The organism is Candidatus Koribacter versatilis Ellin345, assembly GCF_000014005.1.
GTDB classification, from domain to species: Bacteria; Acidobacteriota; Terriglobia; order Terriglobales; family Acidobacteriaceae; genus Korobacter; species Korobacter versatilis_A.
Genome location: NC_008009.1, coordinates 3,648,815 through 3,661,297, shown reverse-complemented (window position 1 = coordinate 3,661,297; position 12,483 = coordinate 3,648,815). Strand labels below are relative to the sequence as shown.

General features: G+C 57.8%; 12 protein-coding genes. 6 read left to right on the top strand and 6 right to left on the bottom strand.

What is annotated here, in order from left to right; translation table 11 throughout:
- Window positions 1-125: 125 nt before the first annotated feature.
- Together ACID345_RS15885 and ACID345_RS15880 are read left to right on the top strand one after the other, a co-directional pair.
- Entirely contained in the window at window positions 126-1,034 is a 909-nt protein-coding gene (locus ACID345_RS15885) for an ABC transporter ATP-binding protein (protein ID WP_011523880.1), read from the top strand.
- A complete protein-coding gene (locus ACID345_RS15880) occupies window positions 1,027-1,836 on the top strand; it encodes a hypothetical protein (protein WP_011523879.1) in 810 nt (269 codons plus the stop codon). The genes ACID345_RS15885 and ACID345_RS15880 overlap by 8 nt, the downstream gene beginning before the upstream one ends.
- Window positions 1,837-1,965: 129 nt before the next feature.
- Here the strand turns inward: ACID345_RS15880 and ACID345_RS15875 are convergent, their stop codons facing one another.
- On the bottom strand, window positions 1,966-3,654 hold the full coding sequence (locus ACID345_RS15875) for a gamma-glutamyltransferase family protein (RefSeq protein ID WP_011523878.1): 1,689 nt from the start codon (window positions 3,652-3,654) through the stop codon (window positions 1,966-1,968).
- Window positions 3,655-3,915: 261 nt separating this feature from the next.
- Between ACID345_RS15875 and ACID345_RS15870 the strand changes: the two genes are divergently transcribed.
- Complete coding sequence (locus ACID345_RS15870; RefSeq protein ID WP_148210137.1) at window positions 3,916-4,284, top strand: DUF6438 domain-containing protein; 369 nt, start codon at window positions 3,916-3,918, stop codon at window positions 4,282-4,284.
- Window positions 4,285-4,613: 329 nt separating this feature from the next.
- On the opposite strand, the gene ACID345_RS15865 is transcribed toward ACID345_RS15870, so the two are convergent.
- Entirely contained in the window at window positions 4,614-5,645 is a 1,032-nt protein-coding gene (locus tag ACID345_RS15865) for an IS110 family transposase (protein WP_011521152.1), read from the bottom strand.
- A gap of 286 nt (window positions 5,646-5,931) precedes the next feature.
- On the opposite strand from ACID345_RS15865, the gene ACID345_RS15860 reads away from it, so the two are divergent.
- Both ACID345_RS15860 and ACID345_RS15855 read left to right on the top strand, forming a co-directional pair.
- A complete protein-coding gene (locus tag ACID345_RS15860) occupies window positions 5,932-6,279 on the top strand; it encodes a hypothetical protein (RefSeq protein WP_041855776.1) in 348 nt (115 codons plus the stop codon).
- A complete protein-coding gene (locus ACID345_RS15855; protein ID WP_011523876.1) occupies window positions 6,276-6,791 on the top strand; it encodes a hypothetical protein in 516 nt (171 codons plus the stop codon). The genes ACID345_RS15860 and ACID345_RS15855 overlap by 4 nt, the downstream gene beginning before the upstream one ends.
- Before the next feature lie 490 nt (window positions 6,792-7,281).
- Here the strand turns inward: ACID345_RS15855 and ACID345_RS15850 are convergent, their stop codons facing one another.
- The gene (locus ACID345_RS15850; RefSeq protein WP_011523249.1) at window positions 7,282-8,313 is read right to left on the bottom strand and encodes an IS110 family transposase; all 1,032 of its coding nucleotides are present in this window, start codon (window positions 8,311-8,313) and stop codon (window positions 7,282-7,284) included.
- A 228-nt stretch (window positions 8,314-8,541) separates the two neighbouring features.
- Between ACID345_RS15850 and ACID345_RS15845 the strand changes: the two genes are divergently transcribed.
- Entirely contained in the window at window positions 8,542-9,459 is a 918-nt protein-coding gene (locus ACID345_RS15845; protein WP_011523875.1) for an NADP-dependent oxidoreductase, read from the top strand.
- A 37-nt stretch (window positions 9,460-9,496) separates the two neighbouring features.
- On the opposite strand, the gene ACID345_RS15840 is transcribed toward ACID345_RS15845, so the two are convergent.
- The 3 genes from ACID345_RS15840 to ACID345_RS15830 all read right to left on the bottom strand — a co-directional run bounded on the left by ACID345_RS15840 (window position 9,497) and on the right by ACID345_RS15830 (window position 12,466).
- Window positions 9,497-9,850 (bottom strand): YciI family protein, encoded by a 354-nt coding sequence (locus ACID345_RS15840; protein ID WP_011523874.1) that lies wholly within the window; start codon window positions 9,848-9,850, stop codon window positions 9,497-9,499.
- Window positions 9,851-9,992: 142 nt separating this feature from the next.
- Entirely contained in the window at window positions 9,993-11,684 is a 1,692-nt protein-coding gene (locus ACID345_RS15835) for a carboxypeptidase-like regulatory domain-containing protein (RefSeq protein WP_011523873.1), read from the bottom strand.
- 80 nt (window positions 11,685-11,764) lie between these two features.
- Complete coding sequence (locus ACID345_RS15830) at window positions 11,765-12,466, bottom strand: hypothetical protein (protein ID WP_011523872.1); 702 nt, start codon at window positions 12,464-12,466, stop codon at window positions 11,765-11,767.
- Window positions 12,467-12,483: the final 17 nt, after the last annotated feature.

Below are 12,483 nucleotides of genomic sequence, written 5' to 3'. Positions count from 1 at the left end.
AGCGGCCTTTCAATAGGTCTGTGCCTGACTCAAGAGACCACTTTCGGTTGATCTTGTCGAGTCCAGAATCCGACTTGAGACGGACATCTTCAGCGACCTTCAGACGGAAAGAAACGACAAATTGAATGACATTGCAAATCAGGCACGTTGCGAAAGCCTATGGACGAAACGTTGCGGTATCTGACGTGTCTTTTTCGATATCCCAAGGTGAAATCGTCGGATTGGTCGGCCCCAACGGAGCAGATAAGTCAACGACCATGCGCGTTATCCTCGGCCTGATCACCGCAAACGGCGGCGAAATACTGGCCGATGAAATATCTCTCAACAAAAGTCGCGTTGAGTTTCTTCGGAGGGTCAGTGGCACTGTGGACGCCGCGCCAAGATACCCGATGTTGAACGCACGCCGTCACCTGGAATATGTGGCGCGTGTCGCTGGAGTCGATGTGGAGGAGAGCGTTCGTTCTGCTCTTTCCGGCGCCGGTCTAGCTGATGACTCAAAGCGCAGCTCACAATTTTCGACCAGAATGAAGCAGAGGCTCAGCATAGCGATGTCACTGATCGGCTCCCCTCAGTATCTCGTTCTGGATGAACCGACAAATGGACTTGATCCAATTGGAGTAATAGAGTTTCGTGCGTTGCTTCGACGGCTGGCGAATGAGCGAGGAATTGGCATTCTCCTCTCAAGCCACCTGCTCCACGAAATTGAACGCGTATGCGATCGAGTTGTATCGATTCAGTCTGGCAAGATCATTGCCGAGACGAGTCTTCGAGACACACCAATCAAACCGGTATTGCGCGTGAAAACCTCGAATCAATCCGCGCTCCTGACGCTACTGGGAACACTCGACTATGTAGCGAGTCATCAGAGCTCCGAGACTGATGTCCGAGTGTGCCTAGAGGGGCCAAGGGAAGCGGACTTGGCCAAATCTATTGTGCTCGCTGGACTCGGATTGCTTGAAATGCGACACGACGAAGGCGGATTAGAACAGCAATATATCGAGCAGTTTTCGAGGGAAGGCGTCTGCAATGCGTAGCCGCAGCACAATGCGGCGCTCAATCCAGGCGGAATTTGTGAAAATTTGGCACTTTCGATTTACGAGTTATGGCGCGATTGCCGTGATTACTTTCACAAGTCTGATAGCGTACGACCTTCTTAAAGGTGAAGATCTAAGATCACATGTGGCTCTGGAGGATTGGAGCGCATTTCTTCCTTTCCTGTTCTTCGCATCGTGGGAAAAGATGTTCGCAATTCAGATGTTACTGATGGTTATGGCAACGTATTGCGTAGCGGTCGATAGCCAATACGGGATGATTAAGATCGGCTGCAGTTTTCCGTGCTCGCGGACATCCTACGCCAATTCCAAGTTGATTGCGGTCGGCCTCCATGGTCTGCTGATTGTCGTCATCTATATATCAACACTCGTGTGCTGGTCTGGTTTTGCCGGTAGTTGGCAGCACATCGGCTGGGCATCGGCGGGCGCGGTCTGGTCGTTTTCTTTACGATTGCTCTTCTTTTCAGCTTGCTTTATCTGGCTCGTACCTTCCCTTGCATTGCTGAGGCGCACACTGCTAGAGGCATTCGTCACCGTGATGCTCTCGCTAATAGTATTTCTTTTTCTGAATTTCATGCCGATGAGAGCGGGGCTGGCTCCTTATCTCTCGTTCAGATATCTTTACTATCCGATTGCACCGTTAATCACAAAAGCCTTCCCCGTCGATAAACTTCCGAACCTCCGGGAGCCGTTATGGAGATTCGGCCTAGCCAATGTGCTACCTCCTGCCCTGTTGTACTTGTGGGCGGTGGTACGCCTGAACAATCGCGATATTACTGAATGACCAAGCATTATTGACGTGAGCTGCGCGATAGCTATCGGTAAATCGCCTTCTCGCAAGTAATCGGACGGTGCCAAAATAGGTAGTGGTAGTTTTTGCTTAATCGAATAGCCCACAATACTCAACCAGAATCTATTCCATCTCGCCGGCGGCCGGGCCCACGGCTGTAGCCTGTTTGGCCTTGGGGTCAATGCCGATCAGCGCCACTCCACCTACTGCTTCGCGGCTCATGGTAATCACGTGCCCGCGAGCCCTCAGATCGGCCTGCACTTCTTCAGGCAGAGCGTTCGGGAGAGACAGGCTGCCCAACTCGGCGCGCTCCTGGCTGAAGGAACTGATGAAATGCGTGGTGGAGAAGCGAGGCGCGCTAAACGCCTCCTCGGGCTTCATGCCGAATTCCACGTAGTCAAGGATGACCTGGATGGCCGCCTGATCCTGCTGATCGCCGCCCGCTACGGAGATCGCCATCACCGGGTGGTTGTCACGGAAAAGCAGCGTGGGGCTCAGCGTGATTCGTGGCCGTTTGCCAGCTTGGATGACGTTGGGAGTTCCGGCAAATGTGTTCAGGCTGCTGAGCCGGCTTCCATGAATGATACCTGTGCGTCCGGCCACGCCCGCTGTGCTCGACAGCCCGCTCGGAGTCGCCGCGATGACGTTGCCAAATTTGTCTGTTACACACATCACCGTGGTTCCTCCATGCCATGGACCGGTGATCGTGGGCGGCCTGGTCGCTTTCATATTGTAAGGATCGCCGGGCCGGAGCTCGAGAGATGCCCGCTTCGGATCGATCAGCTCGCGTCGCATATTGGTGTACTGATCTGAGAGCAACAATTGCATCGGCACTTTCGCGTAGTTCGGATCGCCGTAATACTCATCGCGGTCGGCCAGCGCCAGCTTCTCCGCTTCAATCACCGTGTGGATGTAATCCGCCGAATTGAAGCCCATCTTCTTCAGGTCGAAACCTTCCAACAGCCGCAGTGTCTGGGAGAGATATGGACCCTGCGTCAGAGGACCAGCCTTATATACCTCGTAGCCGCGATATGTGGTTTTGAGCGGATCCACGACCGGAGTCTTGTGCGCGGCCAAATCCTGCTTGCGCAGGAATCCGCCCTTTTCGATATACCAGGCTTCCAGGGCGTCAGCGATATCGCCGCGATAGAAGCGATCCGAGACTGCCTGCAATTTCTGCTGCCGCGTACCTTTCGCGGCCTTTTCCGAGTCCACCAATTTGCGATAAGTCACGGCCAGGTCAGCCTGCCAGTGCACGCCCGTTTCGATCCGCTCGCCGCTGCCGGTATCGATATACCAAGTAGGACCGCCGGCATCCAGAATGGCCAGCGTCGGCTGTACGACCTCCTCGAAGCTTTTTGTTCCGTAGAGCTTCAGCAGGGTGACGATCGCATCGATGGTGCCAGGTACAGCGGCGGCTTTGACATCACCGTCCGGGATTCCATGCTTCATGTACCATGCGATCGCTTTGGGATCGCGTGGGGCCTCGCCTTGTCCCTCCAGCAGCTTCACGCTTTTTTGATCCGCGCTATAAACCAGGATGGGGATTTCTCCTCCCACGCAGAACGCACCTACTGAGGTGACAGACAGCGCCAGCAGAGTAGCGGCACCAGCGTCGGCGGCGTTTCCGCCTTGCTGCAGAATCTTGATGCCGGCGGCTGTGGCGGCAGGCTTGCCGGAAACAACCACGCCGTGGCTGCCGGCAGCGATACTCGCATGGCGCGAGAGGAACGGCGCTTTCGTGGCCTGGGGCCACACGCAGGGAACGAGTGAAAGGAGAAGAACCGCTAGTATCAAACTCTTGTTGCGCATAAGGCGACAACTCCCATCTTTTCTTTTAAGCTTCGTTCTCTTACGATTTCAACACGGCCAGATCGCCCACTTCTCGCGATTTTCGAGAAGTGGCGAAATAGGTAATGGTAAGAGCTGTTATCGCCAACGATCTTTGCCAGTCCAGATTTATTGATTCTAATCACTATGCAAAGACAGTTTGTCTGTTCTGCCTTTCTTCTCGCTCTTTTATGCCTCGGTTCTGTGTGGGGGCAAGACACCGCGCCGACCGGCGATTTCCTCGTGAAACTCGAACGTACAGGGTGCGTGGGAGCTTGCCCCGGATACGTCGTTACGATCGACGGTGTCGGACGCGTTCGTTACGAAGGGAAATACTACGTGGTCGCGGAGGGCGAGCGTGAGAAAACGGTTTCGGCGCAGGTTGTCAAAAAGCTGATGATGAGGCTTAAAGCAGAAAACTTCTTCGATTGGCCCGAAGAGCGCAACGTTTGCGTGGACTATCCAGAAGTGCGCATCTCGGTAACGATAGGAGCGCGACTGCATGAGGTCTTGGAAGGCTGCAACCGCCCCGGACGGGTGCTTTCTTTGGCGAAGGAGATTGACACTATCACTGGAACACGAGAGTGGGTTCAGAAGAGCAATTCCAAATAGCTGGCGATAATGTATGGTCCGCCGCCGGACTGCAAGAGGTAGAGTGATGGACGGAATGACAGTCTGCGCAAATGTATCCGGCCTCAATGTGGAGATTCGATTCTCCGGGCCTCGATGATGATCCGCGCGCGCCGGTCCTGATAAATCGCTCGGTCAGTGAGACCGTTATCAACAACAGGTTTTCCGGCGCGCCGTTTGACTGTTTTCTCGTCCTTCTTCTTCCTCCGCAGACCCTGGTAGAACTGGTTGATCACCAGCCGCCGCAGCGGCGGTGGGAAAGTGGAAAGCGGTGTTTGCTTTCCAAGCGCAGCGTCTTTTCCACGGCCGAACTACGCTGCGGCCGCCAAGGGCTGATGGCGGTAAGGCTCACCCTTCGCGAGTACCGCCCAGGCGATACGCGCCAGCTTGTTGGCGATCGCGACGATCACCTTGTTGCGCGGTGCACGCTCGGCCAGCTTGTGGATCCACTGCCCCAACCCTGCGGTGTCGTACTTCACCCGGATCAGGACAGCACGCGCGCCATGGATCAGCAGCTGTCGTAGATAACGGTTGCCGCGTTTGCTCATGCCGTAGAGCGCCGTCTTGCCACCCGTGGAGTACTGTCGGGGAACAACACCGAGCCACGCCGCGAAGTCGCGACCCTTGCGGAACGACGACCCGTTGCCGATAGCGGCCACGGTTGCTGTCGAAACCAGCGGCCCGAAGCCTGGGATCTGGCGCAGACGCTGGCAGAGTGGATCGCTGGTGCTGATCCGCTCGATGGCGTCGCTGATAGCGATGATCCTAGCTTCCAACTCCTTCCACTCCTCCGCAAGTTCAGAGAGCAGCCAGCGCAGCCTCGGCGTCAGGTTCTGGGTCGCGTCTTCCAGTACACCCGGAAGTTGCTTGCGCAGGTGAATCGGCTTCGCGGGAAAGATGATGCCGCGCTCCAGCAGGAACCCGCGGATCTCGTTGATCAGTGCCGTGCGCCGCTGCACCAGGCGAGTGCGCACGCGGTGCATAGCCTGCAGATCGAGTTGCTCGTCGGTCTTGACTGGCACGAAGCGCATGTTCTCCTTCTGCACCGCGTCGGCGATCGTCTCGGCATCGAGAAAGTCACTCTTGTTCGACTTACGGTAAGGCTTCACGAACTGGGCTGCCATGAGGCGCACGTCGTGTCCCTGCGCACATAGGGCTGTCGCGAGAAAATGGGCGCCGGCACAGGCTTCGGTGCCGATCAAAGTGGGCTCGAGGTTGGCCGTGTAAGCCAACAGCTGTTGACGCGAGAACTTCCGCCGCACCAGCACGCGGTTGCGCTCTCCCATCGCCACCAGGTGAAACACGGTTTTACCGAGATCGATACCGACCGCTACGATACGCATGAGATGATCCTCCTGTTGGAATCTGCCGAGCCGAAAGATCGTACTCGGCGGCGGACCATCTCATTAATCGCCATATCGCAAGTAATGCCGGTGTGGCACGATGCCTTGTGGTGAGGGCCGTTAGCAGAGGTTATGCTTCCAGTCGCGGTTGTCCTGAATGGCCTTCAACTCAAGAGCGATCAGAATCTTGTTGCCCGGTACTCACTTGCTCCTGTGCATCGTGACGGGTTTGTCATCGGCCGCCAGGCCCGGAGGCACTTGGTACCGACTGGTTTCCCTTGACCCTTTGTGCTCAATTGCAATCTCGCGATTTGAGAGCGACCTTGCGCTGTTCCTCGTGTTCGCGATCTTTGGCACCTTAGGATGGTGGCTCATCAATGAAATCGGGTGGTCGAGCAGTCGAAACACGATCAGCCGCGTGTCGTCCGCTTTTGGAGCACTGCTTGCCGCTCTGTTTGGATGGACTGCGACCTACACCGGTGGAATCGTCCGCCAAGATTTCCATGACGCTGCTCTTACAGTTTCGGGGGTAGTGCAATACGCACTGATCATCGTATTGTGGGCTGGCGCGTGGACGACTGTCGCGTCAGCGGTGCTGCGAGTGTTTCGGAAACCGCGAGCCGAACTAGCATGAACCCAGACGATTTGGTCGAGACGTTTGTCAGCAAACTCGTGGACCATGGCGTTCCGGTCCAAGCACAGGACAATCTCGAACTGTTCGCACGGCTAGAACAGCAGCTGTCGAAAAGGATGCCGCAGTCCTTTGAGCACTTCCTTTCGCATTATTCTTTTCCCGCCTTTGACGTTGGCGGAATCACGCTCTTTGCGTGGGGGCCTGCGGTTGAGGCGAGCGAGTTCTTCGGAGCTACGTCAAGGGCGAACGGAAGCTTGAGTGAGTTACTCGTTCCGGCTGGACTGTTCCAAGTCGGACGGCCTGACACGGGGAGCTTCGATGCGATCTGCTTCGACTTGAATGACAAGGCTCCGAACCGCGAGCACCGCCTGGTGTGTGCCGATCACGAACAGATTCTCTGCAACAATCGGGTCAGAATCACGAGAGAGGTTTGGCCGTCTTTCCGCAAACTGGCGGAGAACACGGTCGAGAGCGATGGCTCCTCGATTTATTACGAGTGCTTAGAGGAATGATGTTGGGAAATCGAGTTGAGATCGGCGGGCAGTGCACGCTTGATTGGCAAGAAATCGCAATACGGCAACCAGTCCCGAGGCAACACGATTGTCGATAGGCGCGGTGACAGCCTCCGATTTTCACACGCGAGAAGTGGGGCACCCGGCGTGCATTCTGATCGCTGTTGGTAATGTATGGTCCGCCGCCGGACTGCAAGAGGTAGAGTGATGGACGGAATGACAGTCTGCGCAAATGTATCCGGCCTCAATGTGGAGATTCGATTCTCCGGGCCTCGATGATGATCCGCGCGCGCCGGTCCTGATAAATCGCTCGGTCAGTGAGACCGTTATCAACAACAGGTTTTCCGGCGCGCCGTTTGACTGTTTTCTCGTCCTTCTTCTCCCTCCGCAGACCCTGGTAGAACTGGTTGATCACCAGCCGCCGCAGCGGCGGTGGGAAAGTGGAAAGCGTTTTTTGCTTTCCAAGCGCAGCGTCTTTTCCACGGCCGAACTACACTGCGGCCGCCAAGGGCTGATGGCGGTAAGGCTCACCCTTCGCGAGTACCGCCCAGGCGATACGCGCCAGCTTGTTGGCGATCGCGACGATCACCTTGTTGCGCGGTGCACGCTCGGCCAGCTTGTGGATCCACTGCCCCAACCCTGCGGTGTCGTACTTCACCCGGATCAGGACAGCACGCGCGCCATGGATCAGCAGCTGTCGTAGATAACGGTTGCCGCGTTTGCTCATGCCGTAGAGCGCCGTCTTGCCGCCCGTGGAGTACTGTCGGGGAACAACACCGAGCCATGCCGCGAAGTCGCGACCCCTGCGGAATGACGATCCGTTGCCGATAGCAGCTACGGTTGCTGTTGAGACCAGCGGCCCGAAGCCGGGGATCTTGCGCAGGCGCTGGCAGAGCGGATCGCTGGTGCTGATCCGCTCGATGGCGTCGCTGATAGCGATGATCCTAGCTTCCAACTCCTTCCACTCCTCCGCAAGTTCAGAGAGCAGCCAGCGCAGCCTCGGCGTCAGGTTCTGGGTCGCGTCTTCCAGTACACCCGGAAGTTGCTTGCGCAGGTGAATCGGCTTCGCGGGAAAGATGATGCCGCGCTCCAGCAGGAACCCGCGGATCTCGTTGATCAGTGCCGTGCGCCGCTGCACCAGGCGAGTGCGCACGCGGTGCATAGCCTGCAGATCGAGTTGCTCGTCGGTCTTGACTGGCACGAAGCGCATGTTCTCCTTCTGCACCGCGTCGGCGATCGTCTCGGCATCGAGAAAGTCACTCTTGTTCGACTTACGGTAAGGCTTCACGAACTGGGCTGCCATGAGGCGCACGTCGTGTCCCTGCGCACATAGGGCTGTCGCGAGAAAATGGGCGCCGGCACAGGCTTCGGTGCCGATCAAAGTGGGCTCGAGGTTGGCCGTGTAAGCCAACAGCTGTTGACGCGAGAACTTCCGCCGCACCAGCACGCGGTTGCGCTCTCCCATCGCCACCAGGTGAAACACGGTTTTACCGAGATCGATACCGACCGCTACGATACGCATGAGATGATCCTCCTGTTGGAATCTGCCGAGCCGAAAGATCGTACTCGGCGGCGGACCATCTCATTAATCGCCTGATCACAAGTAATCCGAAAATGTCTTGAGTGGCATCGCTTTGCCATGACCCGGCATCCCGATGATTGCGGGACTTCCGGCTATTCCATTCCAATATGCCCTGACCGTGGAAGGAGAATATGTCATGAAGTTGAGATCGAGACAGGGTGGTGAGCGATGAAGGCGATTGTGGTGACGGACCAGGCTGCGGGAACTGCCGGGATGAAACTGGAGGAGCGGCCCGCGCCGCAGGCGGCGATAAACGATGTAGTTGTTCAGGTTCACGCGTCGGGATTCACTGGGGATGAGCTGACTTGGCCCTCGACCTGGACTGATCGCGCCGGCCGTGACCGGAGTCCTTCCATCCCCGGACACGAATTGGCCGGAGTGGTCACCGCTCTCGGCTATGGCACGACAGGGTTGTCGATTGGACAGCGGGTGTTCGGCCTCACCGACTGGTATCGCGACGGCACGCTGGCGGAACAGGTGGCCGTGGAGGCACACAACCTTGCACCGCTGCCGGGCGACGTCGACTTCAACGTGGGCGCGGCCCTTGTGATGTCTGGTCTGACCGCGTGGCAGGGGCTGTTCGAGCACGGCCGCCTTCGTGCGGGACAAAGCGTCCTCGTGCACGGTGCGGCGGGCGTAGTCGGTTCGATGGCGAGCCAGCTCGCACGTGAGGCCGGTGCGTACGTCATCGGCACTGGACGCGCTGCCCGCCGTCAGACGGCTCTCGACTTCGGCGCACAGGAGTTCGTCGACCTCGATAACGACGCCCTGGAAGATGTTGGCGCGGTCGATCTGGTTTTCGATGTCCTCGGCGGCGACATCGCAAAGCGGTCTGCGGGTCTGATTCGCGCCGGAGGAACGCTGGTGACGATTGCCGGCCCGACCGAGGCGCGGCCCTCTAGCGGCCTGACGATCGACTTCGTCGTCGTATCCGATCGCGCCCAATTGAGTGAGCTCGTCCAGCGGGTCCGGGATGGCCGGCTGCGGACAATCATCGGCAAAGTGGCCGGCCTCGAGGATGCGGTCGCCACCTTGAACCCGACCGAACGGAGCAAGGGGAAGACGATTATCCGCGTTCGTCCATGAATGAAATATCTTTCATCCTGGTGGGACAACGTATCGCTTAGTTCTCTTCGGGAGCGGGCATGAAGAAAATCTCCCGCACTTCGCCTTGGCCGCGAGTGGCGGCGACGGCTTTGCGCGCCCATGACATGGCATCGTCCATGTCAGCGCATTCCAAAATCCAAAAACCGCCGATGTGTTCCTTGGTCTCAAGGTATGGACCGTCGGTGATGAGGACTTCGCCATCGGTCTGTGAGCGCAGAGACTTCGCTTGACCGAGTCCGCAAGCGAATTTTCTGACGCCGGCAGCGATCATGTCTTTGTTGAGCTCGTGGATTCTGAGGCCCGCCGCTTCGTCCATTTGGGACGGGTCGAAGTCGTCGGGAAGGTAACCAGCAACCAAAAATTGCGGCATTGTCGTCTCCTGGAATTTGTCTTTAGGGGGCCTCGTTGTGCTGCCTTCACTCTATGGTCGAACCAGCAGAGCGGAATTCGACAGAGGGTGCAAAAAAATTCGAGGAAATCAGAGACGGTGCAGATCTCTAACGAGCGGAAGGTTACTTCGCAGGAGTCAACACGTGTAGATCTAGCGACGTGGTACTCCCGGATGCAAGGCTGCGCGTCTCGGAGGATTGCAGCCAGGGGCGCATTGCGTCGGGATCGTGAAGGTCGAGGTTCAGTTCCACGTCGGAAGCGAAGAAGTGGTATTGGATAGGCGCGAGCCCCTCAAGCTTGTACTGCCCATGCTCGTCGCTGGGGACGCCCTGAAAAGCGCGAGCATCGTTCTCGCTGGGAACGGCATACACGAACGCGCGTGCCGGCTTGCCGTTGCGCAGAGTTGTGCCGGTGACGATTTCGCCTTCGGCGAGCACGATGCGAATGGGCGAGGGTATGTCGCCCGGATTCACGGCGAGACGCTCGCGCAACAAATTTGTCGCGCCCGATGAGATGGTTTGGGCGTAGACGTTGCCTGTGGTCGAAACGATCAGCTCGTAATTGCCGGAGGGAACCTCGACCGACTCATGTCGTACTCCGTCGGACGTGCTGCCGTTCATGCTGGATTGAAGCACTACGTCAAACTCACCTTGCGGGTTGAAGCGGAGGAAGTTCGCGTACCAGAAGCCACAAGCTGTCTCGCCGAACAGGCAAACGCTGTTCTCGTTGGGCGGAGCAGTACTCGAGACTTCGATGGGGATGGTGAGGCGGTCGTCGGAGTGTGCGGGGAGCGCCACGCCGGAAAGATCACCGTCCTGGACCTTGATCGAGACTTCGCCTTTGAGGTTGCCGTCGCCGACTATCCGGAAGCTTCCGTTTGGCGCCCATGCCTCAAACTCGCAACACTGCGCCAGAAGTTTCACCGGATAAGATTGCGAGCCGAGGCGATCGACGACGTTCACGGTCGTCCAAGACTTGCCGGTGATCGCGCCCGTGATGTGGTGCAACACTTCGCGCTTGAGCTTAAAGTCGAGCCGCTTCTGCTCGCCTTCCTTCAGATCGAAATAGGGACAACTCTCGTCGTCGGTAAGCGCAGGCTGGCGCACCGGCACATAGCTGCGGGTTACGCCATCGGCATCAGGGGCAGGAGCTTTTCCGAATTCCACCTCGGGCTCGATAACGACCGCATAACGACCGGGCAGCAGCGGGCCGAGACGATACGACCCGTCGGGTTTCACGTTGGACGAACTGCAGCCCTCGTGTTGCGGCCAGCCGCCCCACGGGCGGAGACAACGCAGAGTTACCATCGCCGGAGAGAGCGGAGCGCCGTCTGCGCCGCGCACGACACCGGTGATGTAAGCGGGTGGCGCAAGGCGCAGGGTAATCACTCCGGTGTGCGGGCCAATCGTGTAGCGATTCAGCGGGTCGTCGGCGCGGCGGCCAACATTCCACTCCGGGAAAGCCTCGCCGAAGGTGGCCGTGATGTAGGCATCCATTCCGCGGACGTGGGTGAACGTGAACCTGCCTTCATCGTCGGTTGTGGTGGCGCGGGCGCGCTCGTCGGATATGCATTCGCTACTGAGCTTGACGGTAGCTCCTTCGATCGGCGATCCGGTGACGTTATTCAGGACGACGCCGGTCACTTCAAAACGCGGCGTGTCGGGCAGCGCTTCGCCGAGTCTGCATGGGCCGCTGTAAACGAGATCTCTCGGCGTATTGGCTTGTTCCTGGGCGTGAATGGGGAGATGCAGTGCGAGGAGGAGCAGCCCGCAGTCGGCGAGGAGGGAGAGTCGCGAGATTGGCGCGATTTGCACGCGAGTCCTTTCGCGTACTGCGACGATGAGTTTAGACCGGAAGTTCCGTGGAAGCGTGAGCAGAAATGTGCAGTCTGGCGCTATTTCTTCACTGGCTTGAAATCGAAGTACGCCAGATTCATACTTCCGTTCGTCAGGACGTGCACGGTGAGAATGTTCTTTCCTTTACTCAAGGTGACCTTGAACAGATCTCCAGCAACATTCCAGTGATGCCACTGACGCCAGGGTAGCGGGTCAGCGGGATCGTTGGTTGTCGTGATATCGAGCGGGCCGGTCGCGTCTTTTCCGTTCACGTCGATCGAAATCGTTCCGCCGCGGTTCGAGGTGTAAAGGAAATCGGCCGCGTAGGTTCCGGTCTGCGCGACTTCAACCGTGACGTTGAACCATTCGCTGGGCTCCGTCCAGCCAACGTAAGGCAGGTCCGCGGGCGGAACGACTTTGTTGAAGGGATTGTCGTCGATCAGGTTCGGCTTGCGATTGAATTTCGTGTAGGAGATATCCACGCCCTCGTGGATACGAAATTCATTGAGGTAGGAGCCATCGGCTGGATTCAGTTCTCCGCTGCCGTGGTTCTGTGGGTCGGTGTCGTGATAGGCGACGCCCTCCCCGCCCAGGTCATAGTATGCACAGAACACCTTTCCCGGAATCTTCTGGGCGCCCGCTTGATAGCGGCTGTCGTGATACGGCGAGCCCTGGTATTCGCTCGAGGGTGACTGCGAAAAGAGGGTGGCCGGGATCATCGACGCGGCGACGAAGAATGAAATGAACGCGCCCTTTGTCATTCTCGAGTCCTGGTCTG

Coding starts and splice junctions, on each gene's coding strand:
- ACID345_RS15885 (WP_011523880.1), top strand. CDS start 126: ATGACATTGCAAATCAGGCACGTTGCGAAAGCCTATGGACGAAACGTT.
- ACID345_RS15880 (WP_011523879.1), top strand. CDS start 1,027: ATGCGTAGCCGCAGCACAATGCGGCGCTCAATCCAGGCGGAATTTGTG.
- ACID345_RS15875 (WP_011523878.1), bottom strand. CDS start 3,654: ATGCGCAACAAGAGTTTGATACTAGCGGTTCTTCTCCTTTCACTCGTT.
- ACID345_RS15865 (WP_011521152.1), bottom strand. CDS start 5,645: ATGCGTATCGTAGCGGTCGGTATCGATCTCGGTAAAACCGTGTTTCAC.
- ACID345_RS15855 (WP_011523876.1), top strand. CDS start 6,276: ATGAACCCAGACGATTTGGTCGAGACGTTTGTCAGCAAACTCGTGGAC.
- ACID345_RS15850 (WP_011523249.1), bottom strand. CDS start 8,313: ATGCGTATCGTAGCGGTCGGTATCGATCTCGGTAAAACCGTGTTTCAC.
- ACID345_RS15845 (WP_011523875.1), top strand. CDS start 8,542: ATGAAGGCGATTGTGGTGACGGACCAGGCTGCGGGAACTGCCGGGATG.
- ACID345_RS15840 (WP_011523874.1), bottom strand. CDS start 9,850: ATGCCGCAATTTTTGGTTGCTGGTTACCTTCCCGACGACTTCGACCCG.
- ACID345_RS15830 (WP_011523872.1), bottom strand. CDS start 12,466: ATGACAAAGGGCGCGTTCATTTCATTCTTCGTCGCCGCGTCGATGATC.